We start from the raw sequence: 25547 nt of genomic DNA on the forward strand, positions 1-25547 counted from the left end.
TAAGAAGTCATCCGCGACCAGGACCTGGCTGTGAGGGAAAACTAGCGCCGGTGCTTCGCAAAGAAGTCCAGCATCATGCGGCTGGCATCCGGGCCTGCCGCTTCATTGAATTTGTAAGACGGGTCGCCGCCGCTCCAGGCATGCCCCAGGCCCGCAATGCTTGCAACGCGCAGCAGAATCTTGCGGCCGACGTGAAAATCGCGGATCTCGCAGGCATTCCGGCGAACGGTTTTCCCCTCGGGTTTGAGCGTTACTTGCGACGGCGTGTCGGCGCCCAGGCCGTTTAGCGCCAGCCATTGGCGCGCAAGATGCGCCTGGTTGACTGGCCGGACCACCTTGTCGGCTTCGCCCTGGATCAGGATTGCCGGCATCAGTTGATCCGCGCTACGGGCACCCGGCTTGGTTTGCAATGCGCGCTGGTGCAGCAGTTCGTGAATCACTCCCTCCGCGTTGAGGCTTGCCCCGTGGCGCATCACGTGCAACGCTTCGGCCGAGGACCTGGCAACGCCGGCCACCGGGCCGGAATGCAGGCCGATCGCGGCAAAAAGCTCCGGGTGCTGCAGCGCCATTACGGCGGTCATTCCTGCCCCGGCTGAGATGCCGCATGCATAGATTCGACTGCGATCGATGTGATGCTGCTCGCAAATGTGGGCGATGAGTGAAGCAAGCTTGGCAGCGTCCCCGCTGCCTTCCTGGGTGGCCTGGCTATACCAATGCCAGCAGCGCTGGGCATGCGCGCTTACCGGCTGCTGCGGGTAGAGCACGGCATAACCCTTGTGCTCCGCCAGCAAATTCATGCGGGTGCCTTGTGCGAACTGGGTTGCGCTCTGGTGGCATCCGTGGAGCATGACAATCAGAGGCCAGCCATTTCGCGTGACGCTTTCAGGAACACGATCAGGCAGGTAGAGCCAGTAGGCGAGAGAAGGGACGCCCGACAGGGCCGGGTAGCGCGCTGCCATCCATTTGCCGGGCGCCGCAGCCAGGCTGATTTGTGTTCGCCGTGCCGTGCGCCGGGGCTTTTTGGGCTTCGCTGTCTTCGGTGTCGAAGCGGTCAGGAAAGCGGTCAGCAATTTTTGCTGCGCCTTTCCTGCACGGGCCAGGCTGCGCAACAGGCGTACTCCTGGGGGCGACTTGGCCATCGGCAGCTCCTGTGTCGTGCGATCCCGGCACTATAGCGGTGAACCGATGGGATTTCAGTGCGCTGCCGAACGGGTGGCATGAGCGGCAGCTCGACGAGCATCGAGCTGCCGCGAACAACCGCCTGGCCGATCAGTTTTCTTCGCGCCAGCGGCGCAGCCAGATCGCGGCGGCAATCATCGCCACGCCTGCCGCGACACCAACCCACAGGGTCGGGCTGGCCAGCGAGCCGTATGCCTCGTTGAAGAAGGAAACAACCTTGGCTCCCTGCATGCCATCCATGTTTTCGGCATGGCGTATCGACTCCTGGGCCGAGCGGTCGAATATGAACCAGGCGCCCGGCAGCACGCTGCCCAGCAGGCGCAGCACCACTTGCGAGAAGAACCATTCGATGTTGAGGCCCATCTTGAATGCGTAGTTGCCCCAGGCCAGCAACGCACCGGTCATCAGCGGGGTGCCGACCGCCCACAGGAACGCCTTGCTGCGCGCCCAGCTCGACACCATCAGCAGCCAGCCCACGGTCGGCAGCGCCCACAGCAAGTACACTGGGATCAGCGACAGCACGCGGAACGGAGAAAGCCACAGGTTGGTGGAAGAGAGCAGGTCGCCAAACACGTTCACGCCGTGGAAGCTGAGGGCGATGGACGTCATCAGCATGATCGCGAGCGAAGCCACGAAGCCGATGGTTGCCACGATCAGCGGCGCGGCCACGGTTGCTACGGCCACTTTGGACAGCACGGTGGTAGTGTCCGACACCGGCAGCGATTTCCAGAACAGGATGCTGCGGTCGCGGCGGTCGTCGTACAGCGCGCCCAGGCAGTAGAAGAAGATCACGAAGCCCATCAGGATGTACAGGGGCGCGGCCATCATAGGGAAGGCGGCGCCAACGGCGCTGGCCAGTTCATGCCGCTGCACGACGCTCATTTCATGGAAGCGCGACAGGCCTTCGCCGTCAAAGTGCAGTTCCATATTGTTGCCGATGATGAGCATCACGGCGAAGAAGGCGACCATCAGGCCGGCGACAATGGCAGGGGCCCAGAACAGCATGCCCTTGTTCTCCCAGTACTCGCGCTGCATCAGCCATTTCATCGTATTCATTGATATTCTCCTTGCATGCTGGCCACGAACAGGTCGGCCACGCTAGGGGTACGGGTTTCGCCAAACGTTTCCAGCTGCTTGCGCGAGACGCCGTCGAACAGCATCACTGCCTTGCCGAACACCGTGCGCTGGTGCAGCGGCTGCAGGGCGCTGGCCGCGGTCATGTATTCCGGCTGCACCATCACTTCGGTGTAGCGGTCGCCGATTTCGTCCATCGAGGCGGCGAGGGTGATCTTGCCGTCGCGGATGAACATCAGGTCGGTCAGGATGTTTTCGACTTCCTCGATCTGGTGCGTGGTGATCAGGATGGTCTTGTTCTCGTCGAAGTAGTCTTCCAGCAGCTGGTGGTAGAACTGCTTGCGGTACAGGATGTCCAGGCCCAGGGTCGGCTCATCCAGTACCAGCAGCTTGGCGTCGATCGCCATCACCAGCGCCAGGTGCAGTTGCACGATCATGCCCTTGGACATGGCCTTGACCTTCATGTCCGGCGACAGCTTGGTGTTGGCGATGTATTTCTCGGCGCGCTCGCGGTTGAAGCGCGGGTGAATGCCTTCGCAGAAGCTGATGGCATCCTTCACTTTCAGCCAGCGCGGCAGGATGGCGACGTCGGCGATAAAGCACACGTCCTTCATCAGTTCATCGCGCTGCTGGCGCGGGTCCAGGCCCAGTACATTGAGCTCGCCTTCGAAGCGGGACAGGCCGAGGATGGCTTTCAGGGTAGTGGTCTTGCCGGAACCGTTGGGGCCGATCAGGCCGACGATGCGGCCGGCGTTGATCTGGAAGCTGGCGTCATCCAGGGCCTTGGTGGCGCCGTAACGCTTGCTCAGGTTTTTCGCGGTGATGATCGCTGTCATGCCGGGGCTCCTTGTGGCGGCACATTCGTGCTGCGCAGCAGTTGTTCAATGTCCAGGCCCAGGCGGCGGATGCGTTCGACCATTGCGGGCCATTCTTCGCGGATGAAGCGTTCGCGTTCAGTGGACAGCAGTTTATCAACGGCGCCTTCGGTAACGTACATTCCTAATCCCCTTCTTTTTTCCACCAAGGTTTCGTCGACCAGCTCCTGATAGGCGCGGGAGACGGTAATCGGGTTCAATTGATAATCGGCCGCGACCTGGCGCACCGAGGGCAGGGCATCGCCGGGCTTGAGCAAGCCATCCAGCATCATGCCGACGACCCGCTCCTTCAACTGCAGGTAGATCGGGCGGTTTTCATTCCACATACATCGTTTCCTCCAGTGTTGGTGAATTAATGAACTGGTGTTGTAGTGAACTATAACACTGAATCTGTCCGCGGCAAGTGGTTTTTTTGCAAATGCGGACTATGATCAAACCTGGAGTACCCGTTTAAAAGGAGATTGCCATGTCCAGAATTACACCTCGCGCCCTGGCTGCTGTCTTTGCCGCTGCTGCTTTTGGGTGCCTGATTCCCGTTTCCGCTATGCATCTCGCCGATGAGATGAAATGGGGCGATGGCCCACCCACCTTGCCTAAAGGCGCCAAAGCGGCTGTGTTGCAGGGCGATCCCGGCAAGGCAGGTCCGTTTGTCATGCGCTTGCACGCCCAGTCGGGCTACAAGGTGCCGCCGCATATGCATTCGATGATGGAAAACGTCACCGTGATCAAGGGCACGCTGATGCTGGGCATGGGGGATAAGCTTGATGAAAAGGCGGCCAAGGCCCATCATGCGGGGGACTTTGTGGCGATTCCGGCCAAGACCAACCATTACGCGATCATGAAGGGCGACACCATCGTCCAGATCCATGGCGAGGGGCCGTTTGATATCACGTATGTGAACCCGGATGATGACCCGATGAAGGGGAAAAAATAGTATGTGGCATCAGGCTGGCGCGCATTTCAGCAGGAATTGGCCGATCTATCGGCAGGGGCTGACAGGGATGGCCTGCCTCCTGGCGCTTTGGGGAGCTTTCGAACTGTTTCGGCAAAATCTGGATGTGTTCGGCCTGGGTGGAACCGATCCGGCGATCATCACGATGGCTTGGCTGGTTCTTTTGTGTGCCTGCTATGGCCACTTTGCGGGCAGGATCCTCAAGGAGGTAAAGAGGAACCCGGCGCGCGATGGGTGAGCAGGGCGTGAAGCTGCCTTGCCTGCCTGACCTGCGTGCCTGACATTGTGTTATCGAAGATGACCAGTGCGTTGCCGCGCTGGTTACGCAGCCAGGCGGCGACTTGCTCCAGCCGCTCGGGTTCGTAGCTTGAGCGATAGATCAGCGGGCTGCCGTGCAGGCGCACGTAACTGGCGTCATCGCGTGTCGGTATGAAAGGTCCTGGTTCTCCGGCGGGCGGATCGGCTACTGCCCGGATCACTTCCATGTCGCGCAGCAGCGCCGTGGCCTCGGCGCTAAACCATGTGCCGTGGCGGGCCTCGCAGGCCAGAAATACTGGCTTCTTGCCGCGGTCCTTGCCGCCAAAGCGCTCGCCGAGGGCCGTGAAGAGGGCTGCGGCCGCCGCTGGGTCGAAGCGCAGGCTGGGCGGCGTCTGCACCAATATCCATCCGAGCTTTTCGCCCAGCGCCCCGGCTTCGTCTGCGAAGCGGTCGAGGTCAGCACCGACATCCTGCAAGCGCTTTTCATGCGTGATGGAGCGCGGGAGTTTGACGGCAAAGCGGAAGCCGGCCGGCACGCTATCGGCCCAGCGCGCATAGGTTTCTGGCCGGTGAGGGCGATAGAACGAAGAATTGATTTCGACGGCGTCAAACACAGCGGCGTAGCGTGCCAGGTTGCTGCCAAAACTCGCCGGCGGAAACAAGTCCGCGTCAGCGCGCGGCAAAGCCCATCCAGCGATACCAATGGTTACAGGTTGCATATGCGATCCCCGTTATCATTGCTGCGACTATGACACAGGAGCCTGAAATGACCCCACACAGACGACTTGCCACGCGCGCCATCGCCGCTGCTGCGTTAGCCGCAGGAGGTGGCGCTGCCGTGCTGTTGTCCGGCTGCGCAAGCTTTGCCGGACCGCGCGATTACGAAGTCCCGCTGGCGCGCCTGCAACGCAATATCGACCAGCGCTTCCCGCTCGAGCACCGTGCGCTGGCAGTCTTTGAACTGCGGCTGGAGCAGCCGCGGCTTTCCACCTTGCCGAACGACCGGATCGCGCTTGGCGCCATGCTGTCTGTTTCGTCGCCGCTGATGCGGCAGCAATTTACCGGCAGCCTTTCGCTGTCGGGGCGCCTGAATATCGACCCTTCGCGCAATGCGGTCATGCTGGCCGATGCGCGCGTGGAGGACTTCACGCTGGACGGCCTGGATGAGCGCACGCAGCGCCAGGTGGCTGGTGCTGCGCGCTTGCTTGCCGATAGCCTGGCGCGTGACACGCCGATCTACACCTGGCGTCCGGATGAGTTGCGTTATGCCGGCGTGCAGTTTGTGCCCACCGCCATCCGCACTTCAGCAAGCGGACTGAGCATTCATCTGGAACCCTTGCGGGACGGTCGTCTATAATCGAAACTTCAACTAATAGGAGAAAGAGAAATGCCGTTTTTCGGTCTGGGTCTGCATATTCTGGTTGCCATCTTTTTTGCCGTGCATGCGGTGCGCCGCGGGCGGGAATTGTATTGGCTGCTGATCCTGTTCTCCTTCCCACTGCTGGGTAGTCTGGTGTATTTCTTTGCCGTGTACCTGCCGAGTTCGCGCCTGGAAGTCGGTGCGCGCAAAGCCGTTGTGGCTGCCGGCCGCATGCTCGATCCGGGGCGTGAGTTGCGTGAAGCACGCGATGCGTTCAACTTCACCCCGACTGCGCAGAACCAGATGCGCCTTGCCTCGGCCTTGCTGGAAGCGGGCGAGGCTGCCGAAGCTGCTACCACGTACGAAGCTTGCCTGCAGGGTGCGTTTGGCTCGGACCTGGAAATTCGCCTTGGTGCGGCGCGCGCTAACCTGGCGATTGGCGCCCACGGCAAGACCATTGAGCACCTCGAGTTTATCCGCCGCGCGGATGCGAATTATCGTGCTGAGCAGTGCAGCCTGCTGTTGGCGAAAGCGTTGGGCGCGGCCGGTCGCCGTGAGGAGGCGCGCGCCGAGTTCGAAAACGCCGTCAACCGCTTCGGCAGTTTTGATGCGCGTGCCGAGTATGCGATCTGGGCCGCGGGCATGCGCGAGTACCAGCTTGCCCAGCGACTGCAGAGCGAGCTGCAACATACGATGGACCGCTGGAACCGGCACACGGCCTCGATGAATAACGATATGGTGCGGCGTCTGAATGCCGCTTTCGCGCAAGTGCCGCGTAGCTGAACAATGAAAGGAACATCAGAATGCATAGCCCGGTCCTGATGTTCCAGTCTTCCCGCTTCGAAATCGTCGCGGATGAAGACAAACTGACCAATCCCGGCATTTATGGCTTGCGCCTGGCCGAGTGGATGGCCCATGAACTGCCCACGCACGGCTTTCGCGCGCTCGGCGAGGTGATTCCCGAGGATTTCGCCTGGTGCGTGCCGGTGGAGGCTGAGGATTGCGAGCTGTACGTGGCTTGCACCAGAGCGGAAGAGGGCTGGCAGGCCTACGTCTTCGCTGACTGCGGCTTGATGGAGCGGCTTGCCGGCCGCGATCCGCGGGCGACGGTGGTGGCGCAGCTGTACACGGCGGTGCGCTCGATTCTTGAAGAAGCACCGGGCATCACTTATTTGCATATCCAATGACTTATCCAGTTTCAGTGAAGGGCGTGTTTTGCGCTCCTGACGGCAGGGTAGTGCTCTTGAAGAACGAGCGCGAGGAATGGGAACTGCCGGGCGGGCGCATAGAGGATGGCGAAACGCCGGCAGGCTGCCTGGTGCGAGAGGTCGAGGAAGAACTCGGCGTGCGCGTCCGCGTAGGGGCGCCGCTGGATAGTTACTTATTCGAAGTCGTGCCAGGGAAGACAGTGTTTATCGTCGCCCATGCGTGCACGCTGGAGGGTGGTTTCGTGCCGGTGCTGAGCCACGAACACAAGGAAGTCGGCTTGTTTGCTGCCGACGCGCTGCCAGGCCGGCTGCCGGAAGGCTATCGCGCCTCGATCGCCGCGTGGGCTGCGGCAGAGGCCGTGTCACCCTTCGCCCCTAGGGGCAACCCCAAGGTGGGACACGGGCTCGAGCGTAATCGGCTGTCGCGGCATTTATTGACTGAAGCGTATAACAATGGCTGGGCTAACCATCGGCTGCTGAGGGCTTGCGCGCGCTTGCCGCAGGCGGAGTTTGTGGCGCCGCGGTCGGGGTTTTTTCCGTCGATTAAGGCGACGTTGAATCACATCCTTACCGTGGACTGGTTTTATATCGATGCACTGGAGCGTGAGGCGCGCGGGGCGCCGCCGCATCCTGATTATTGCAGCGAGTTTTTCGCGGTGGAGGAGCCTTTTGATACCTGTGCGGCGCTTTGGGGGGCTCAGCGTGCCGCCGATCGCCGCCTGATCGCTTACTGCAAGGCTTTGCGCGACGAAGACCTGCGCCGGATCGTGGTCATTGACCGCGGCGAGGGTGAATTCCAGCGCGATACGCGACAGCGTCTGCTAGCCCACCTTTTCGGGCACCAGATCCATCATCGCGGGCAGGTGCATGCCATGCTGTCGTCGACGCCCGTCGCGCCGCCGCAACTGGATGAATTCTTTTCTGTAGGCGAGGCGCCGCTGCGGGCCCAGGATTTCAGGGAACTGGGCTGGTCGGAAGAGGTGATCTGGCCGCCAAACTTATCCTGAATCAAGGAATTTACCCGGGCATTCGTGGATAGTCGGGCTCAGTTTTAACCTGAGCAGGACTATCCATGAATGCAAACGAAAAAATGTTCGGCAACCCCATGCCGCCCCAGGAAATCTCGCTGGACGTGCTGCGCGAAAAATACGCGAAAGGGGATGAGCAGGACATCATCGACGTCCGCCGCCGCGTAGCGCGCGCGCTCGCCGCGCTGGAGGCGCCGGAACTGCGCACCGAACTTGAAGAAAAATTCCTGTGGGCGCAGGAGAATGGCTTCGTGCCCGCGGGACGCATCAATTCTGCCGTTGGCCTGGGGCTGAAGGCGACCCTGATGAACTGCTTCGTGCAGCCGGTGGGCGATTCGGTGACCGGCGAGGACGATGGCCTGCCCGGCATCTACACCGCGGTGGCGGAAGCGGCGGAGACGATGCGCCGCGGCGGCGGCGTGGGCTACGATTTCAGCGCCATCCGTCCGGCCGGGGCCAAGGTGAAGGGCACCCAATCGCGTGCTTCCGGCCCGGTGTCGTACATGGACGTGTTCGACGCTTCCTGCAAGACAGTGGAATCGGCTGGCGCGCGGCGCGGCGCCCAAATGGGCGTGCTGCGCATCGACCATCCGGATATCGAGCGCTTTATCGCCGCAAAGGATGATGGGGGCTTCCGCAACTTCAACCTGTCGATCGGCGTGACGGACGCCTTCATGCGGGCGTTGGCTGCCGATTCCGGGTTCGAACTGGTGCACAAGGTCGAACCGGGCGATGAAGACCTGGCTGCCGGGGCATACCGGCGCGAGGATGGCCTTTGGGTGTATCGCCGCGTGCCGGCGCGCGAACTGTGGGACAAGGTGATGAGTTCCACCTACGACCACGCCGAGCCGGGCGTTCTGTTCGTGGACCGCATCAACGCCGAGAACAACCTGTATTACTGCGAGACCCTACGCGCCACCAATCCTTGCGGCGAACAGCCGCTGCCTGGCTATGGCTGCTGCGACCTGGGTTCGCTCAACCTGACCTGCTTTGTGCAGCATCCTTTCACCGATCGCGCGAGCTTCGATTACGAGGCGATGCGCCAGGTGGCTGGCATCGCGGTGCGCATGCTGGACCTGGCCCTGGATGCGACCCAGTGGCCGCTGCCGCAGCAAGCGGACGAGGGGGCGGCCAAGCGCCGCATCGGCCTGGGCTTCCTTGGCCTTGGCAGCGCATTGGTGATGCTGGGCATGCGCTATGACTCCGAAAGCGGCCGCGCAATGGCGGCCAGCATTGCCGAGGCCTTGCGCGACGCAGCTTATACGGCCTCGGTGGCGTTGGCGCAGGAGAAGGGCGCTTTCCCGTTCTTCGACAAGGAGCAGTACCTTGAGGGCGCGTTCGTGCGCCGCTTGCCGGGCGCCTTGCGGGAGGCGATTGCAAGGCATGGCATCCGCAACTCGCACCTGCTGTCGATTGCGCCGACCGGCACCATTACGCTGGCCTTTGCGGACAATGCTTCCAACGGCATCGAGCCGGCGTTCTCCTGGGTTTACCAGCGCCGCAAGCGCATGCCGGATGGTTCGTCGCGCTCCTACGAGGTGGCGGACCATGCGTGGCGACTGTACCGCCACATGGGCTTCGACATGGGGCAGTTGCCGCCGCAGTTCGTCACCGCGCTGGATATGGCGGCGCTGGACCACGTGAGCATGATGGAGGCGGTGCAGCCTTTCGTCGATACGGCGATTTCGAAGACGGTGAATGTGCCGGAAGATTATCCGTATGAGGATTTCAAGGAGCTGTACACCGAGGCGTGGGTGGCGGGGTTGAAAGGGCTTGCGACTTTCCGTCCGAATACGGTGACGGGCAGCGTGCTGAGCGTGGCGCCGGAACCGGCGGCGGCTTCTGCGGCCGTTGCACCTGTGCTGCTTGATGACGATCCGCTGCGCAAGCGCTTCGATGGGCGTCCGTTGGGGGAACTGGAGTCGGTGACCTCCAAGGTCGAATACTGGACGCAGGAGGGCAAGAAGTCGGCCTACCTTACCGTGAGCTTCATCACCGTGGACGGCATGCTGGATGGGGCGCCGGTACGGATTGAGCGGCCGTTTGAGTTCTTCATGCCGGCGAACCAGCGTAGCGATGGCCAGCAGTGGATTACGTCGTCCATGCGCTTGCTGTCGATGGCGGCGCGGGCGGGAAGTTCGATCGCGAAGGCGCTGGCGGATATGCGCGAGGTGGCCTGGGAAAAGGGGCCGGTGCGCTGCGGCTTGTTGACGCGGGAGGATGGGGTGCAGGTGCCGGTTTATCACGATTCGGAGGTGGCGGCGATTGCGTTTACCTTGCAGCGGATTTTGATACGGCGCGGGTTCCTGGATGCTTTTGGCAACCAGGTGCCGGTGCCGCAACTGGCCTTGCGGTGCGCGTCGACGGGGCATGTGGCGCCCGAGGCGATGACGGCGGCGGGAGCGGCGCCGACGAAATCGGCGGGCAAGTGCCCGGAGTGCGGGGCGCGGGCGCTGCATAAGGTGGATGGGTGTACGCGGTGTGTTGAGTGCCACTATATGGGCGGGTGTGGGTGAAAACCGGTAAACCAGTGTCTGACCCGCAGGGTCAGACACTGTCTGCGGCGCGGCTGGTGGCGTAGGCCTCAGCCGTCAGACCGTTGGGTGTCTGACCCTGCGGGTCAGACACCGATTTACCGGTTTTTGCTTAAGGTGCGTCAAGGACATCCCCTTCGCCACTCCATAAACTTCCTCCCACACTAACCCCGAGGAGGACTTACAAATGCATCATTCTTTCCAACTTGCTTCCGCCCTGGACGCCGCCAACGTCACCCGCGTGCTTGACCTGCTGCGTACCGTCCCCGGCATCCGCGGCGTGCACGCCCCAGCCGGCGCGGCCCACGTTGAAGTCGCCTTCGACGACTCCCTGACCAGCGTCCCCCAGCTCGGCAAACTGCTGGAAGAACACGGCTACCCGCCTGTGGCGCCGCAACAGCGCAGCCACACTTGCTGCGGCGGTTGCGGCGGCCATTGACCAAGACTTGACCTGGATCATGTGAGCTGCCCGAGTGGCGGCTGTATTCTGGCTAAAAACATACATTTGAAACACCACAAAAGGAGCTATCATGCACGCCACTAAGAAGTTATGGACGTGGCTCGCCATTATCTGCCTGCTATCGTTTACGGTACTGGGCTGGGTGGGCCGCGAAATTTACCTGAAAGCGCCTCCAATAGCGCAAGTCGTTGACGACACCGGTGCGGTGCTGTACACGCCTGACCAGGTCAAATACGGCCAGAGCGCCTGGCTGTCCGCTGGCGGCCAGCAACTGGGCACCGTCTGGGGCCATGGTTCCTACCTGGCGCCTGACTGGTCGGCCGATTGGCTGCACCGCGAAGCCGTCGCGCTGCAAGACCTGTTCGCACGCAAGAACTTCAACAAGGACTACGCCCAGCTCGAAGCCGGCGCCAAAGCCCACGTTGACGCCCTGGTGAAGACAGAGCTGCGCACCAACACCTACAACGCCGACACCAATGAAGTGAAGCTGTCGGCCATCCGTGCCGAAGCGGTGCGCACCGTGGCAAACCACTACGCTGGCCTGTTCGGCAACGCCGAGCAATACGACAAGCTGCGCGAACAGTACGCCATGGCGCCGAATTCGCTGCCTGAAGCTAGCGACCGCACTGCGCTGACCGGCTTCTTCTTCTGGTCGTCGTGGGCCGCCGCCGCCGACCGTCCAGGCGAAGTTGGCCTGAGCTACACCAGCAACTGGCCGCACGAACCGTTGATCGACAACACTCCGACCGCCGGCGCCGGCATCTGGTCGATTGCCTCGATCATCCTGATGATCGGCGCCATCGCCGGCATGCTGTTCTACCACGGTATGCACAAGGAGGAAGAAGATCCTGTGCCGCCGAAGAACGATCCGCTGTTCTCGCTGAAAGCCACGCCTTCGATGAAGGCCACCAAGAAGTACTTCCTGGTCGTGATCGGCCTGATCCTGGCGCAAGTCGGCATGGGCGTGATCACCGCGCACTTTGCGGTGGAAGGCTCGAGCTTCTTCGGTATTCCGCTGGCCAACGTGCTGCCGTTCACCGTCAGCCGCACCATCCACACCCAGTTCGCCGTGCTGTGGATCGCCACCGCCTGGCTGGCTACCGGCCTGTATATCGCTCCTGCGATTTCCGGCGCCGAGCCGAAATTCCAGAAGCTGGGCACCGATGTACTGTTCTACGCGCTGCTGTTCATCGTGGTCGGTTCGACCGCCACCGGCTGGCTGGGCACCCTGCAACACAAGGGCGTCGACTTCTCGTTCTGGCTGGGTAACCAGGGCCTCGAGTTCACCTCGATGGGCCGTGTGTGGCAGATCCTGCTGTTCGTCGGCCTGCTGTTCTGGGCCTTCCTGCTCGGTCGCGGCCTGTGGCCGGCTCTGAAGAAACCATCGGAAAGCCGCGGCATCATCGCCATGGTGTTCCTGGCTGCACTGTGTATCGGCGGCTTCTACGCTACGTCCCTGACCTGGGGCAAGGGCACGCACTACTCGATGATCGAGTACTGGCGCTGGTGGCTGGTCCACCTGTGGGTGGAAGGCTTCTTCGAAGTATTCGCAACCGCTGTTATCGCGCTGCTGTTCACCCGCCTGGGCCTGATCCGCGCTGCTTCGGCCAATAGCGCCATCATCCTGGAAACCATCGTGTTCCTGTTCGGCGGCATCCTGGGTACCTTGCACCACCTGTACTTCACCGGCACGCCTACTTCGGTGATCGCTATCGGCGCCATGTTCTCGGCCCTGGAAGTGGTTCCGCTGTCGCTGATCGGCATGGAAGCGTATCGCAACTACAAGCGCTCGAAATCGGCGCCCTGGATCGGCGCCTACAAATGGGCCATCCTGTGCTTCATCGCCGTCGGCTTCTGGAATACCGTGGGCGCCGGCCTGCTGGGCTTCTCGATCAACACCCCGATCGCGCTGTACTACATGCAAGGCCTGAACATGACCGCCGCCCACGGCCACGCTGCACTGTTCGGTGTGTACGGCATGCTGGGTATCGGCCTGATGCTGTTCTGCCTGCGCGGCCTGGTTGACCGCTTTGCATGGTCGGACAAGCTGCTGGCTTCGATGTTCTGGACCATGAACATCGGCCTGGCCATGATGGTGTTCATGTCGCTCGTCCCTGCCGGTATCTACCAGGCCGTGGCTGCGATCACCAAGGGCATGTGGTTTGCCCGTTCGCCGGAAGTCGTTCACTCGACCTTCATGGAAACCGCAGTATGGCTGCGCGTCCCTGGCGACATCGTGTTCGCGGTTGGCTGCCTGTTCCTCGCCCTGTTCGCCCTGCGCCTGATCGGCAAGGCGAAGAAGGAAGAGACCGTGGCAGAAGGCGTGGCGCTGGAGAACTAAGCAAATGCGCCTCACGGGCCACACCGACTACGCCTTGCGCCTGCTGATGTACCTGGGTCGGCAGCAGGGCAGGTTGGTGACCGTGCAGGAGATCGCCAAGGCACACGGCATCTCCGAACATCACCTGCGCAAGGTGGCTCACCGGCTCGGCCAGGCCGGGCTGGTGGCCACCTGGCGCGGACGGGCCGGTGGCCTGCGCCTGGCGCAGCCGCCGGCTTCGATTTCGGTGGGCGCCGTGGTGCGCCTGGCCGAAGCCGACTTTACGATCGTCGAATGTTTCAATGTCACGCGCAATACCTGCCAGTTGGCCGGCGCCTGCCGCCTGCAGGAGGGGTTGCACAGGGCGACCGAGGCTTACCTCGGTCATCTCGACCGCCAGACCCTGGCGGACCTTATCTGAAGGAACCATCATGAGTGCGCCTGAAATTTTGTTAGAGCTGTGCGGCATGGTGCCGCCTGAACCGATGGAGCGCGTACTGGAAGCGCTCGACCTGCTGCAGCCCGGCCAGCACATCCGCATGGTCATCGACCGCGAACCGGTCCCCCTTTACCGCATCCTCGAGAAGAACGGTTACCGCTACCGCACGACGATGCGCGACGACTATATCTACGAAATCCTGATTTCCCAGAACGACTGATGCAACGCAAGCTGGCTTTCGAGCATACGCCCGGGCTGGCGCTGCCGCTGCGCTTCCTGCTGGCGGCGCCATGGTTCGGCGCCTTGGCTGGCCTGCTGCTGCTGTGGCAGGGCGCCGACGCAATGAGCACACGCTGGGCTCCGGCCACGCTGGCCGTGACCCATTTGCTGACGCTCGGTTTCCTTGGCATGGCCATGGCCGGTTCGCTGTTGCAGATGGTGCCGGTGGTTGCCGGCGTCGAGCTGCACTGGGCGCGCCGGCTTGGTCCCGTGATCTGGGGCGCCCTGGCCGGCGGCGCGCTGCTGCTGGCGGCAGGATTCCTGCATGGGTTGCCGTGGTGCCTGCGCGCGGCTGGTATCCTGCTCGCGGGCGCCTTCATTCTTCTTATTGCCGTCCTGGCGAGGGCGCTGTCGCAGCGCTCGGCGCCGAACGCATTGCCGGTCGTGGCGGGCATGCGCCAGGCCGTGGTGGCACTGGCCTGCGCCGTGACGATTGGCGTGGCGCTGGCGGCCTTCCTGGTGGGCGCGGTGCGCCTGCGCGTGATGGAATGGACCAATGTGCATGCTGCCTGGGCCCTGGTGGGCTGGGTCGGTGTGCTGGTCGTATCCGTGGTGTTCCAGGTGGTGCCGATGTTCCAGTCCACCCAGCTGTTTCCGCGCCAGCTTGCCTTCACGCTGCCGCCGCTATGCCTTGGCGGCTTGGCGCTGTGGACCGCCGGCTACCTTCTCAACGCGCCATGGCAATGGATCGGGGCGGGGCTGGTGAGCGTCTGCCTGGGGCTGTTCGCGGTGTACACCCTGGGGCTGCTGTTTCGCCGCGAGCGCGCGGCCGACGTATCGACCTGGTATTGGTGGCTCTCGCTTGGCTCGCTGCTGGCCAGCGTCGCCGTCTTCCTTTGCCCGCGCGGCGTGGACAAGGCGCTGGTGCTTGGCGTGCTGTTTATCGGTGGCTTTGCCATGTCGGCAGTGAACGGCATGCTGTACAAGATCGTGCCGTTCCTGTTGTGGTACCACGGGCAGCATGCAGGCTGCGATGTGCCGGGCGTGCGCCAGTTGATGCCGGAGAGCGAACCGCGCGTGCAGTTTGCCTGGCATGCCGCCAGCGTGGTGATGCTGCTTGCTGCTGCCATCGCACCTGGCTGGCTTGCCCAGGCGGCAGGTGCGGTACTGGCAGTTTCCTGCATGCGCCTGGGTTTCGACCTGGCGCTGGCTGCGATCAGCCTTCGTAAGCTCGCAAACGAGCAGAATCAAGAATCTTGATCTGGCGGCCGTTCACGGCAATCATGCCCTGGTCGGCCAGCTCGTGCAGCACGCGCGAGAAGTATTCCGGGGTCAGGTTCAGGCGCGAGGCCAGCAGCTTCTTGCTGACGGCCAGCGTAATCTCCGAACCGTCGGTCGCATCGTCATCCTTCAACAGATAGCCAATGATCCGCTGGCTGCCGGAGCGCAGCGAATAGGCTTCCACATCTGAAATCAGGCCGTGCAGGCGGCGGCTCATGCCGGCCAGCATGCGGCGTGCAAACTGCGGGTTGCGCGCCAGTTCGGCAAATACGGTGTGCTTGGAAATGTGCAGCAGCATGCAGTCGCTGACTGCGTGGGCGGTGACGATGTAAGGCTTTTCCATGAACATCAGCGCTTCGCCGAAGCTGTGGCCCGGGCCGATGATCTCGACGATTTTTTCGTTGCCCTGGGCGGACAGGAAGCTGAGCTTCACCTGGCCGAAGATGACCATGTGGAAGCCGACGCATGGATCGCCGCGCTGGAAGACGGCGCTGCCGCGCGGGATGTGGTGTTCGGTAGTGCCGGCAGCCACCAGCGTCAGCTCCTCCGGCGACAGGTCTGCGAACAGGGGCAGTCGCTTGAGGAACTCGCGGGGGTCGATTTTGGGGCTAGGCATCTGGTTCTCCTGAAATGGCAAAAGGACCCGCTGGGCGGGTCCTGTCCTGGTTAAGGTAATGTCGGTGTTAATCCTGTGGATCAGTGGCCCGAATCACCGTCAGGCTTGCTGGTGGTCCGGAAGATTTCCGGATTCTCCTTGCCGGTCACGTAGAGGAAGCCGACCAGGCCTTTCTCCATCCGCGACAGCGCGTGGTCGACCAGGATGAAGCGTCCCGGCACCTCGGTCTTGAACTCGACCATCGTTGCACCGCCTGGCGCCACGGTGGTGGTCTGCACGTTCTGCAGAGGAGGCGAGGTCAGGTCGCCCATGCTGTAGACGCGGTCGAACACTTCGCCGATCACGTGGAAGCTGGAGGTTGCGTTAGGACCGCCGACGCCGAAGAAGATACGGACGGTTTCGCCAACCTTGGCTTCCATGCGGTGGGTCTTGGTCAGCGCGTCATGGGTGCCGTTGAACATCAGGTGTTCCGGCTGTTCGGCCAGCAGTTTGTCCAGCGAGAACTCGGCTTCGCCTGGGGTGCCGTGCTTCTGCGCGGTGTACAGCTCGCCCTGCATCACGTAGAACTCGCGGTCCACTTTCGGCAGGCCGCCTTCAGGTTCGACCAGGATCATGCCGTACATGCCGTTGGAGATGTGCTGGGCCACCATCGGGGTAGCGCAGTGGTACACGTACAGGCCTGGATTGATGGCCTTGAAGGTAAAGCTCTTGGTGCTGCCGGGAGCTGCCTGGGTCACGGCCGCACCGCCGCCAGGGCCGGTCACGGCGTGGAAGTCAACCGAGTGGATCATGTGGCTGTCCTTGGCGTTGGACATGTCCACGTTCACGGTATCGCCCACGCGAACGCGGATGAACGGGCCTGGAACCTTGCTGTTGAAGGTCCAGTATTTGTAGGTGGTGCCGTCCATCATCTGGCCGAGCACCTCGGTGGTATCCAGCTTCACGTTGACGGTTTGCGGGCCGCGTTTGCCGACCGGCGTGCCTACTTCCAGTGGGCTGCGCGAAACATCGGCGCCTTTTGGCGCGGCTTTGAGTTCGCCTTCGCCCACGATAATCTTGCCGATCATGCCTGCCGCCACGTGGCCGGGCAGGGAGCAGATGTAGGTGAATTCGCCTTTCTTGTCAGCCTTGAACACGACGGCGGTCGATGCGCCTTTGTCTTTCAGCTGGTTCGATTTGACTTTGAAGTCGGGCACCGAAATGTCGTGGGTTGCGCCATCGCCGTTGACCAGGTTGATCTGCACCACAGCACCTTCCGGCACGCGCAAGGTCGGGTTAACCTTGCCCTTGGACTCGCCGGCGTCGCTGATGAAGACCAGCTTACCGTCTGCGATATCGGTATGCAGGGTAAAGGTCACGTCAGGACGATACTGGACGGCTGTGCTGCCGCCGTGCTGGCCATGTTGTGCATAAGCTGGCGCTAGTGTAGCGGCGCCGATCACCAGTGCTGCAATGGCTTTGGACATCAAGGTCGGTTTCATTTTCTTCTCACAGGTTTGTCCGGCACGGGATTGCGCCGTTTGACAACTAAATCTTATGTTTTACATGCATGTTATTGAATTGACGCAGGTCAAAAATTTGGAAAGAACTGCGTATTCTCAATGCAAGTCAGATATTTTTGATCTAGGTCAAGCGAGGAGAAGACCCGGCGCAACGCGCTAGGGGACCAACTGCGGCAAGCGTGCCAAAAAGTTATCGCGTTCGTCCATGCCGCTGGCGCTGCCGGCTTGGGCGAAGACGATGCGCTTGCCATCGCGTTCAATCCAGCCGACGTACCAGCCAACGTCTTTGCCACTGCCGGTCTTGCCGAAGACCTGCCAGCCCCCGGCAGGTTCAGGGCGCCGTACCAGAGCGGCGGACATGGCATAGGCTTGCGGCTTGACGCCGAGTTCACGATTCAGCACGCGGCGCAGGAAGCCGATTTGTTCGTCCGGGGAGATGCGCAACGAAGAGCCTAGCCACGATTCGGACAGACCGTTGTTCTTGCCCGGATCGCCGCTGACATCTGCATTGCCGTAGCCAAATTGCTTGACGTAGCTGGCGAAGCGCTCTTCGCCCAGTTGCAGCGTAAGCTGCTGGGAGTACCAGACGACGGATTCCTTCATCCACGAGCTGGGATCATGTGCTTGCCGCCACACGGTACGCCAGTCCACGTAGCCTTGCTTGAAGGGGAGAACGGGCGAATGCTCGTCCCGCAGCACGCCCGAGTCATAGCCCATCAGCGCTATGGGTAGCTTGAAGGTCGACATCGGCGGCAGGCGCTTATCGCACACGCCCTCGTGCACCAGCCACTTGCCGGTGGCCGCATCGGCCATCGCCAGGCAGTGTTCTGCAGAAAGCGCGAGCAAAGGGAGGCCCAGCCCTGCAAGCAGGGCGAAGATTTTGCGTTTCATTTTGTAGTCCTTAGAGTGCTTTGAGTTGTGCCGGCAGCTGGTTCAGGAAGGCTTCCTTGAGCCGCGGTCCGGCAGCGCCTTCCTCAACTTTCTCGTCTTGCAGGAGGCGGGCGAACACGATGGTGCGTTCGCCATTGGTGGCCCAGCCTACGAACCAGCCGTAGGAGCGCGAGTAATCGTCCTTGCCGTCCGGGCCGAGAGGGGCGCCAGTGCCGGTCTTGCCAAAGACTTGCCAGCCGCCCGGCAGGTCCTTCACCTTCAACAGGCCGGCTGTCTGCTCATAGGCGAGCGGCGAGAGGCCCAGCTCGCGCCGCACCAGACGACGCAGGAAAGTGGTCTGCTCGTCGGCCGAAATCTGCAGCGAGGAGCCGATCCATGACCAGGTCAGGCCGTTGTCCTTGCCCGCATCGCCGCTGGTATCGCCGTTACCATAGCCAAAGGCCTGTACGTAGCGGTTGAATCGCTCTCGGCCGAGATGTGTCGTGACTTGCTGTGCATACCAGGAAGCCGAGACGCGAATCCATTCTTGCGGATCGAGATCGCGCCGCCATTCGGGCCGGCCGGCATGGTAGCTGGCGAGGTAAGGCAGGGTCGGCGCGTGCTGGTCGCGCAGGAAGCCGCTGTCATAGCCCATCAGGCTGACGGCGATATTGAAGGTTGAAACAGGCGTGATGCGCGTCGAGCAATCGCCCTTGCGCAGCAGCGCCTTCCCGGTGGCGGCATCGACAAAGCTGGTGCAATCGAGGGCTGCCATCGACTGCGCGGAAGGCGAGACGCTCCAGGCCAGCGCCGGCTGCAAGGCGAAATTGCCGGCCCCGATGGCAAGCAGTAGCGTGACGGTCGCAGCTCGGGCCCACATGGCACGGCGCGCGTTGCCTGGCGTGCGGATCAGCGATACGCGCTCGGTCAGCGTGTTGGCATCGATACTGCCGAATGCCAGGGCGCCGTGTGTAGGCACGTGCTGCAGTTTGAGCTGGGCTACGAGGGCGGCGGCATACGCCTTGCGCTGTGACGCTGGGCGACCGCGCAACACGTCACGGTCGCAGCCCAGCTCCTGGGCCCAAGTGAGGTTTGCGCGCAGAAGCCGCATGAAAGGGTTAAACCACAACAGCGTCTGCAGCAAGACACCGGCAGCCATCCACTGCAGGTCATGCCGCCGCAAGTGGGTCATCTCGTGTTCGACGATCAGCTCGCGCTGTAGCTGGTCGAAGCCACCGAGATGGCGCGGCAGCAGCAAGCGAGGGCGCAACAGCCCAAGCAGCATTGGCGAAATCGGAGCGTCGATCTCAATGATGTCGGCATGTTCTGGCGCTTCCCCGGCGGCGCGCCTGGTGCCGCTGTCGGCAAGGCGTTCCAGCCAGCGCTGCGCACGGCGTAGATTGATGACCGCCCGCGCCAGCCCAATCAAGTAAATGGCCAGCCAGAACTGCGCGCCATGCAAAAGCCAGCCGCGCGCGTGAGTCGTGCCGCCTTCATTCTGTTCCGGCGCCGCTGCCGCATCGGTTGGCCGTGGCGCTTTGGGTGGCGTGATGTAATGCGTCACGGTTTCCGTTGCTATTTCGAGCGGTGGAATCAAGCGCACGCGCTCACTATGCGGCAGCAATAGCAGGGCGAAGGTCGCCAGCACGGTGAGTTGACCGAGCAGCCACAAGGACCGCTGCGCCGCCAGCGCCGGCAGGAAGCGCCGAAGCAGGGCGCTCAGCGCCCACACGCTGAAGCCTGCCGCAAGGCAGCCCAGGCTCGCGAGCAGGAAGCGCATCAACAGTAGGTCGAAGTCGCTCACTTTGCTTCATCCTCATCGGGCCAGTCGGACAGCATCTGCTCAAGCTGTGCCAGTTCGCTGGCATCAACGAGCTTACTGCCCGAGAACATGTTGACTGGCAGCGGTGACTCCAGTTCCATGATGCGGGTGCCGAAATCATGGGCATAAGCGGCCAGGGTTTCCACCTTGTCGAGCAAGGCTTCGTAGACCTGCACGCCGTGGCGGACGTGCTGCGCAACCATCTGTTTCTCCATCATCCGTTCCACCGTCTTACGCGTGGATGAGAACGACCAGCCCAGATCTTCTTCCACAGCCTCGTGGATTTCGCGCGCACTCAAAGGCGTTTGACGCCAGAGTGCTTTGAGTACGCATAATTCGGGGGTAGAAGGGATAAGCATGACAAAACGAGTCTGTGACGATTGATGTTAGTATGTGACATATGTCGCAAACATGTCAAGCATCTGGCAAAGTAACTGCATTGCAAAAAAACCATTGAAAATTGGCAACAGATAGCCCTTCAGTGCTACCATCGATTGCACGCGCAAGTTTGCTGCTCTTGTTCTACGCGAGCTGTGCAACGATATTCAGTCGATGGCGAAGTAAGTAAACATGATTAACAAAGACCTGATGTACGCGCTGCAGACCCGCAGCAAACAAATGATCCGGGTGTTGGACGATTTCGTGCAGGAATTGAAAAGCTACTCTCCTGAAGAGGGTTGGTCGGTGGTTGCCGAAACCATCAAGCTGGTAAAGGAGATTTCGCCGACCGAAGGCAAATACGGTCATTTGGTCAAAGCCGTCAATCGGGCATGGTTGGCGTTTGGCGAGACTTCCCCGGTTGCCGCTAATCGTCTGTACGACGACATCATCGGAAGACTGGAGGGCATCGATTGGACGAAGGCAGGTGATGCGCAAGTCGGGTACCAACTGGTCTTTTCATTCCACAAGAACCATCTCCGCTTTCCAGGGACGAATAACTGTTTGCATATCGCGCTATGGCAGCACTCGCCCAGGATCCTGGCTTTGATCAGGAAGATCGCTGCATATTCGACAGAAAAACTCTTCACCTCGCCAGTAAAGCCAGGCACCGGCACCGGTGCCGACGCGATTGAAATGCTGCTCGAGATTTACTTCTACCATGGCGGCCTTGGGCAAAGCGAAGAACTGCGGGCGGAAGCGGCCGAATTGATCTTGCCACTCGTTCGGGCGAATCCTGATATCGGCAACAACATTACGCTTTCCCTACTGGAGCATTGCGCCGAGCGTGCAACGATCCTGAGCCAGTTGATTAACCACTATCTATTCGCTGGCGTGCATGAGAAGCACGAGGGCATGTTCTTCGACATCATGCTGGCCCTGCTGGATAACGACGGCGGCAGTTTCATCTATGATGACCTGGACAAGATTGCGGCACAGCTTGAAGTAAGTTCGAGACAGTGGAATGCCAGCCAGTTCGACATATTTGCCGACCATGCCTTCTTCTATCGTTTGGATTCCGATGAGGACAGGCGCCTCCTGTTGACCAAATCGAAGAAAGCAAAGCGGCTGGCCAAGATGATCGTGGATAGCGGGCATTCTGGAGAGTACATCGACGAATTGAGGTCCTTGTATCAGTTAATTGGATTGCCTGAATCGGGTAAGGCTCCGGCCAATGCAGCAAGTCAGTTATTTAGTGACCTGAACTTCAAGCTGCTCGTCATCCAGGAGCTGATGTACGTGCAGGGTAAGCTCCTGCCGAAGTTTGAGGTCGAGGAATTCGTCCGCCGGTACACGGATCGTGAGATCCAGGTTAAGAAGGAAGGCTACGAAGTCATTCCCGAAGTGCTTGCCCACTTTAAGGAGTTACCGATTCCTCCATCGCTTTTGGCGCAAGTAGAGAAGCTTGACTTCGATGGCGGCAATGAGATCTATCGTCAAGTCTTCCCATACTGGGATGGGGAGTGCGACACGTTTGACGTGATATCTCCAGAGGACGTCAAGCTTGTTCCGAACTTGAAGCGCATGTCGTCCATGCCTACCGTGTTTGTCGCGCGACATGATGCAGAGTTGAACAAGAAATCGATCGAAGTGAGTTAATGGGAATAATGGAGCTCTGCCATACGTCCTTGGTGTCTATGTTTTCTTTGGATGCAATTCGAAAATCAACGGACCCACACTGCCTATATTCGGATGTGTCGAACATCGTAGCGGGATAGCTGGGGAGCGGCGATGCACCTTGCCGGCCCCTGTTACACCTGTACACCTCGGACGTACGGTTGCAGAACCGGATCGACACGAAAACTCCGCGCACCATCCAGTTAGGGCTGCTGGTCGAGGTACTGACGTTCCTGAAGTACGTGCGCGCGTTCCGGGCGGACTTTATCCCGGGACTCGAGGCATTGAACAAGGAACTCAATTCGTCTCTAATGCATCTTGGCGTTGAGGGATATATCCAAATGGCCGATTTGGCCGTGCGCAGCGAGCGATTAATCGGAGAGAGCAATGATTTCCAATGCGCGTTGACGCCGGAAGCGTTGACCTATACGTGCAGGAGATATGCGGCATACCAACGGCAACCCTCACCAGCAACGGCGATCCGGGCGGACAAGGCATCCTGGGAATCATGAGCAGAGCAGACAAATTGGTGCACTGGGTCTACCGCGATAGCGGAGGGAATGTGTATAACTGGGGGAAGGTGATGTCTCCCCTCCAATGGCCTATCGATGGCAATTATGGATTGCGTGCGGAAGGGCTCGACCATGTTGGCTGCCACGTCTCGCTGTCCTGAGCGGGCGGTACATGGCGGCATTGACTTCTACCTTGATGCGGATAGGTGCAGCTTGGCTGTGCGCTTTTTGGCGGATTGCCAGACCTGACCCCGACTTTCGAATTTATAGGTAGGGGGTGATGTGGCTTAGGGCGCGGTCGGCGTAGCTGTCTTTTTCGCCGATGGGGGCGACATAGTGCAGGGCTGCGCGGGCTGACTCTGGGCCGTCAAGGCGTGCCAAAACCCAGGCTGCGAGATATTGGGAGGCGAGGCAGCCGCCGGCCGTGGCGATGTTGCCGCTGGCGTGGAAGGCTTGTGGCAGTACCTGCACACCTGCTTCGGACAGCCACGGGGCGGTTGTCGAGTCGGTGCAGGCGGGGAGGCCGGTCAGCAGGCCAAGGCGGGCCAGCAGCAGGGCGCCGGAGCATTGCGCGCCAATTAATTGGCGGCTTGGATCGAGTTGGAGCAGCGCCATCATCGCGGGATCGGCGGCGATGTCGCGGGTACGGATGCCGCTGCCAACCAGTACCGCGTCAGCCTGGCATGCGTCGGCCAGGCTGCACTGGCCGTGCAGCGTGACGCCATTCATTGAGGTCACCTGTTCGCTTGGCGTTGCCAGCGATACTTTCCAGCCCGGTTTCTTGTGCCGGTTCAGGATGCCAAGCGCCACCAGCGAGTCGATTTCGTTGAAGCCGTCGAAGGTGAGGATGGCGACGTGCATGGCGTCAGAGTATGGTGCCGTCGAGAGCGTGGCGGACGATGATGCCGTCGGTGGCGATGGAGATCCAGCCGCCGCGCGGGGGCGTGGATTCTGGCTCCCAGTCCGGCAGCACGTAGCGCCGGGTGCCGGCGACTTCGTGCAGGGCGGGGCGGTGGGTGTGGCCGTGGATCATGATCGCGGTGCCGGTTTGGGCGAACACGTCGGCAATCGCTTCGGGCGTCACATCCATGATTTCGTAGGATTTCTCGGCGTGGCCTTGCTTGCTCTGCTCGCGCAGGCCGGCAATGATCTGCTTGCGCTGGGCCAAAGGCATGGACAGGAACTGCCGCTGCCATTCCGGCTGGCGCACTTGCGCGCGGAAGGCCATGTATTTCACATCTTGCGTGCACTGGGCGTCGCCATGTACCAGCACGATGCGCTGGCCGTAGGCGTCGATGACCCAGGTTTCGGGCAGCAGGGTCAGGCCCGCTGCGGCGGCGAAGGCTTCGCCGACCAGGAAGTCGCGGTTGCCCGCGATCCAGAATAGCTGCACGCCCGCGTCGCTTACGCGGCGCAGGGCGGACACGATCTGCTGGTGGAACGGATCGGGCAGGTCGTCATCGCCTGCCCAATATTCAAAAATATCGCCCAGCAGGTAGAGCTGCTTTGCACCCAGCGCATGTTCGTCGAGGAAGCGCAGGAACGCTTCCGTCAGCACCGGCCGCGCCGGCTGCAAATGCAGGTCTGATACGAGGAGAATCAAATTACGCCGCTTCGATCTTTTCGATGATGATGTCTTCCGCTGGAACGTCGGAGAACATGCCGGAACGGGTGGTTTTCACGCCCTTGATCGCGTCCACGACTTCGGTGCCCTGGGTGACTTTGCCGAATACGGCGTAGCCCCAGCCGTCCTGGCCTGGGTAATCCAGGAAGCCGTTGTTCTTCACGTTGATGAAGAACTGTGCGGAGGCGGAGTGCGGTGCCGAGGTGCGTGCCATGGCCAGGGTGTATGGCTCGTTCTTCAGGCCGTTCTTGGCTTCGTTTTCCACGGTCTGGTCGGTTGGCTTTTGCTTCATGCCTGGCTCGAAACCGCCGCCCTGGATCATGAAGCCATCGATTACGCGGTGGAAGATGGTGTTGTTGTAGTGGCCAGCGTTCACGTAGTGCAGGAAGTTCTCAACGGTCTTCGGTGCCTTCTCTGCGTCCAGCTCGGCAACGATGGTGCCTTTGTTGGTGGTGATGGTGATGGTGGTCATCTTGTTGTCCTTTTGTGTTACTGAAAAAGAGTTATTTTACAGGCTCTTGCTGCGGAACAGGAGTGGGTTCCTGAACCGGTGCAGGTTCCTGGGCTGGTGCAGGCTCGGCAACTGGCGGCGGTGCCGGTGGGGCTGGCGGTACGATGCGGTTTTTGAGGACGGTGGCCGATTTGATCACGATCGGGTTGACCGGGATGTTCTGGAAGCCTGGCTTGTCGTCCACCAGCACGCCCTTGATCTTGTCGACGGTCTCTTTGCCCTGGATGACTTTACCGAAGACGGCATAGCCGTGGCCTTTCATGTTCGGGTAATCCAGGCCGATGTTGTCCACTACGTTGATGAACCATTGCGCATTGGCGGAGTTCGGCGAGTCGTGGCGCGCCATCGAGATGGTGTAGGCCAGGTTGGACAGGCCGTTCTTTTCTTCGCTCTTGATGTCGGGGCGCAGCGGTTGTTTGGATTTCAGGTCGGCCGTATAGCCGCCACCCTGGATCATGAAGCCGTTGATCACGCGGTGGAAAATCGTGTCCTTGTAAAAGCCGCTCTTGACGTAGGCGAGGAAGTTGGCGGTCGTAATCGGGGCCTTTTCCTGGTCCAGTTCAACGATGATTTCGCCAACGTTGGTCTTGATCGATACTTGAGGGTTGTCGGCAGCTGCCGCGGCGCTGCCAATCAGCAGGCCGGCCAGCAGGGCAATCCATTTCTTCTGCATTCTTGTTTCCTTTATAAGAATTGCGACTCGCGTGCGCGAATTTTTCAGTGCTATACTTCGCCAGACGTTCCATTCTAACAAAGTAGAACTATAACAAAGGGACCAAACATCCCCCTGGTACACACCGAGCACCGGTGCGACGCCCCAGGCGCTTCGCACCAGTGACCCGTTTACT

General features: G+C 61.1%; 28 protein-coding genes and 1 pseudogene. 14 read left to right on the plus strand and 15 right to left on the minus strand.

Translation table 11 applies throughout. The annotated features are described in order from the left end of the window. Window positions 1-41 precede the first annotated feature (41 nt). From ACN9MY_RS13880 to ACN9MY_RS13895, 4 genes are all read right to left on the minus strand, one after another. Window positions 42-1139, minus strand: coding sequence for an extracellular catalytic domain type 1 short-chain-length polyhydroxyalkanoate depolymerase (locus tag ACN9MY_RS13880; protein WP_426323056.1), 1098 nt, complete (start codon window positions 1137-1139; stop codon window positions 42-44). Window positions 1140-1269: 130 nt separating this feature from the next. Next, window positions 1270-2235 (minus strand): hypothetical protein, encoded by a 966-nt coding sequence (locus tag ACN9MY_RS13885; RefSeq protein ID WP_426337483.1) that lies wholly within the window; start codon window positions 2233-2235, stop codon window positions 1270-1272. After that, window positions 2232-3089: an ABC transporter ATP-binding protein gene (locus tag ACN9MY_RS13890; RefSeq protein ID WP_426171459.1), complete on the minus strand. Its 858-nt coding sequence runs from the start codon at window positions 3087-3089 to the stop codon at window positions 2232-2234. Before ACN9MY_RS13890 ends, ACN9MY_RS13885 begins: the two co-directional genes overlap by 4 nt. Continuing rightward, window positions 3086-3454 (minus strand): GntR family transcriptional regulator, encoded by a 369-nt coding sequence (locus ACN9MY_RS13895; protein ID WP_426171461.1) that lies wholly within the window; start codon window positions 3452-3454, stop codon window positions 3086-3088. The genes ACN9MY_RS13890 and ACN9MY_RS13895 overlap by 4 nt, the downstream gene beginning before the upstream one ends. Before the next feature lie 140 nt (window positions 3455-3594). Here ACN9MY_RS13895 and ACN9MY_RS13900 point away from each other — a divergent pair, with 140 nt between their 5' ends. Further along, window positions 3595-4062, plus strand: a complete 468-nt coding sequence (locus tag ACN9MY_RS13900) for a cupin domain-containing protein (RefSeq protein WP_426171463.1) — start codon at window positions 3595-3597, stop codon at window positions 4060-4062. A gap of 218 nt (window positions 4063-4280) precedes the next feature. On the opposite strand, the gene ACN9MY_RS13905 is transcribed toward ACN9MY_RS13900, so the two are convergent. After that, window positions 4281-5057, minus strand: a complete 777-nt coding sequence (locus ACN9MY_RS13905) for a DUF72 domain-containing protein (RefSeq protein ID WP_426171465.1) — start codon at window positions 5055-5057, stop codon at window positions 4281-4283. Window positions 5058-5104: 47 nt separating this feature from the next. On the opposite strand from ACN9MY_RS13905, the gene ACN9MY_RS13910 reads away from it, so the two are divergent. The 10 genes from ACN9MY_RS13910 (at window position 5105) to ACN9MY_RS13955 (ending at window position 15166) form a co-directional block, all read left to right on the plus strand. Beyond that, on the plus strand, window positions 5105-5695 hold the full coding sequence (locus ACN9MY_RS13910; RefSeq protein ID WP_426323065.1) for a DUF1439 domain-containing protein: 591 nt from the start codon (window positions 5105-5107) through the stop codon (window positions 5693-5695). Window positions 5696-5725: 30 nt separating this feature from the next. Then, window positions 5726-6481, plus strand: coding sequence for a hypothetical protein (locus tag ACN9MY_RS13915; protein ID WP_426171468.1), 756 nt, complete (start codon window positions 5726-5728; stop codon window positions 6479-6481). Between the two features lie 20 nt (window positions 6482-6501). Further along, window positions 6502-6885: a hypothetical protein gene (locus ACN9MY_RS13920; protein ID WP_426171470.1), complete on the plus strand. Its 384-nt coding sequence runs from the start codon at window positions 6502-6504 to the stop codon at window positions 6883-6885. Next, the gene (locus ACN9MY_RS13925) at window positions 6882-7913 is read left to right on the plus strand and encodes a DinB family protein (protein ID WP_426337484.1); all 1032 of its coding nucleotides are present in this window, start codon (window positions 6882-6884) and stop codon (window positions 7911-7913) included. Before ACN9MY_RS13920 ends, ACN9MY_RS13925 begins: the two co-directional genes overlap by 4 nt. 65 nt (window positions 7914-7978) lie before the next feature. Next, window positions 7979-10450, plus strand: coding sequence for an adenosylcobalamin-dependent ribonucleoside-diphosphate reductase (locus ACN9MY_RS13930; protein ID WP_426171473.1), 2472 nt, complete (start codon window positions 7979-7981; stop codon window positions 10448-10450). A gap of 205 nt (window positions 10451-10655) precedes the next feature. After that, a complete protein-coding gene (locus tag ACN9MY_RS13935) occupies window positions 10656-10907 on the plus strand; it encodes a hypothetical protein (RefSeq protein WP_426171475.1) in 252 nt (83 codons plus the stop codon). Between the two features lie 91 nt (window positions 10908-10998). Further along, window positions 10999-13269, plus strand: a complete 2271-nt coding sequence (locus ACN9MY_RS13940; RefSeq protein WP_426323072.1) for a nitric-oxide reductase large subunit — start codon at window positions 10999-11001, stop codon at window positions 13267-13269. Between the two features lie 4 nt (window positions 13270-13273). After that, entirely contained in the window at window positions 13274-13669 is a 396-nt protein-coding gene (locus tag ACN9MY_RS13945) for an RrF2 family transcriptional regulator (protein ID WP_426323074.1), read from the plus strand. A 10-nt stretch (window positions 13670-13679) separates the two neighbouring features. Further along, window positions 13680-13907, plus strand: a complete 228-nt coding sequence (locus tag ACN9MY_RS13950) for a DUF2249 domain-containing protein (protein ID WP_426323076.1) — start codon at window positions 13680-13682, stop codon at window positions 13905-13907. Next, entirely contained in the window at window positions 13907-15166 is a 1260-nt protein-coding gene (locus ACN9MY_RS13955; RefSeq protein WP_426323078.1) for a permease, read from the plus strand. Before ACN9MY_RS13950 ends, ACN9MY_RS13955 begins: the two co-directional genes overlap by 1 nt. Here ACN9MY_RS13955 and ACN9MY_RS13960 read toward each other — a convergent pair. The 6 genes and pseudogenes from ACN9MY_RS13960 to ACN9MY_RS13985 all read right to left on the minus strand — a co-directional run bounded on the left by ACN9MY_RS13960 (window position 15123) and on the right by ACN9MY_RS13985 (window position 20356). Beyond that, complete coding sequence (locus tag ACN9MY_RS13960) at window positions 15123-15803, minus strand: Crp/Fnr family transcriptional regulator (protein ID WP_426171485.1); 681 nt, start codon at window positions 15801-15803, stop codon at window positions 15123-15125. The two genes, ACN9MY_RS13955 and ACN9MY_RS13960, sit on opposite strands and share 44 nt — an antisense overlap. Window positions 15804-15883: 80 nt before the next feature. Then, window positions 15884-17284: a copper-containing nitrite reductase gene (gene nirK, locus ACN9MY_RS13965; RefSeq protein ID WP_426323080.1), complete on the minus strand. Its 1401-nt coding sequence runs from the start codon at window positions 17282-17284 to the stop codon at window positions 15884-15886. Between the two features lie 177 nt (window positions 17285-17461). After that, window positions 17462-18196, minus strand: coding sequence for a class D beta-lactamase (gene blaOXA, locus ACN9MY_RS13970; RefSeq protein WP_426323082.1), 735 nt, complete (start codon window positions 18194-18196; stop codon window positions 17462-17464). Window positions 18197-18206: 10 nt separating this feature from the next. Next, complete coding sequence (gene blaOXA / locus ACN9MY_RS13975; RefSeq protein ID WP_426323752.1) at window positions 18207-18950, minus strand: class D beta-lactamase; 744 nt, start codon at window positions 18948-18950, stop codon at window positions 18207-18209. 144 nt (window positions 18951-19094) lie between these two features. Then, window positions 19095-19955, minus strand: a pseudogene (locus ACN9MY_RS13980) (M56 family metallopeptidase); the annotation flags it as partial. A gap of 20 nt (window positions 19956-19975) precedes the next feature. Further along, the gene (locus ACN9MY_RS13985) at window positions 19976-20356 is read right to left on the minus strand and encodes a BlaI/MecI/CopY family transcriptional regulator (protein ID WP_426323084.1); all 381 of its coding nucleotides are present in this window, start codon (window positions 20354-20356) and stop codon (window positions 19976-19978) included. Between the two features lie 211 nt (window positions 20357-20567). On the opposite strand from ACN9MY_RS13985, the gene ACN9MY_RS13990 reads away from it, so the two are divergent. The 3 genes from ACN9MY_RS13990 to ACN9MY_RS14000 all read left to right on the plus strand — a co-directional run bounded on the left by ACN9MY_RS13990 (window position 20568) and on the right by ACN9MY_RS14000 (window position 22725). Beyond that, entirely contained in the window at window positions 20568-22034 is a 1467-nt protein-coding gene (locus tag ACN9MY_RS13990; RefSeq protein ID WP_426171493.1) for a DUF6892 domain-containing protein, read from the plus strand. 179 nt (window positions 22035-22213) lie between these two features. Then, the gene (locus tag ACN9MY_RS13995) at window positions 22214-22564 is read left to right on the plus strand and encodes a hypothetical protein (RefSeq protein WP_426337485.1); all 351 of its coding nucleotides are present in this window, start codon (window positions 22214-22216) and stop codon (window positions 22562-22564) included. Then, complete coding sequence (locus ACN9MY_RS14000; protein WP_426337486.1) at window positions 22561-22725, plus strand: hypothetical protein; 165 nt, start codon at window positions 22561-22563, stop codon at window positions 22723-22725. Before ACN9MY_RS13995 ends, ACN9MY_RS14000 begins: the two co-directional genes overlap by 4 nt. Before the next feature lie 103 nt (window positions 22726-22828). Here ACN9MY_RS14000 and ACN9MY_RS14005 read toward each other — a convergent pair whose 3' ends face one another. From ACN9MY_RS14005 to ACN9MY_RS14020, 4 genes are read right to left on the minus strand one after another with little or no spacing between them, the layout of a single operon-like run. Further along, the gene (locus ACN9MY_RS14005; RefSeq protein WP_426171497.1) at window positions 22829-23425 is read right to left on the minus strand and encodes a DJ-1/PfpI family protein; all 597 of its coding nucleotides are present in this window, start codon (window positions 23423-23425) and stop codon (window positions 22829-22831) included. A 4-nt stretch (window positions 23426-23429) separates the two neighbouring features. After that, window positions 23430-24167 carry a UDP-2,3-diacylglucosamine diphosphatase gene (locus ACN9MY_RS14010; RefSeq protein ID WP_426323090.1) on the minus strand — a complete coding sequence of 246 codons (738 nt, stop codon included), beginning with the start codon at window positions 24165-24167 and terminating at the stop codon, window positions 23430-23432. 1 nt (window position 24168) lies between these two features. Continuing rightward, entirely contained in the window at window positions 24169-24660 is a 492-nt protein-coding gene (locus ACN9MY_RS14015) for a peptidylprolyl isomerase (protein WP_426171501.1), read from the minus strand. A 31-nt stretch (window positions 24661-24691) separates the two neighbouring features. Further along, the gene (locus ACN9MY_RS14020) at window positions 24692-25372 is read right to left on the minus strand and encodes a peptidylprolyl isomerase (protein ID WP_426337487.1); all 681 of its coding nucleotides are present in this window, start codon (window positions 25370-25372) and stop codon (window positions 24692-24694) included. Window positions 25373-25547: the final 175 nt, after the last annotated feature.

It is taken from the genome of Pseudoduganella sp. R-31 (assembly GCF_049913235.1).
Lineage (GTDB): Bacteria > Pseudomonadota > Gammaproteobacteria > Burkholderiales > Burkholderiaceae_D > Rugamonas.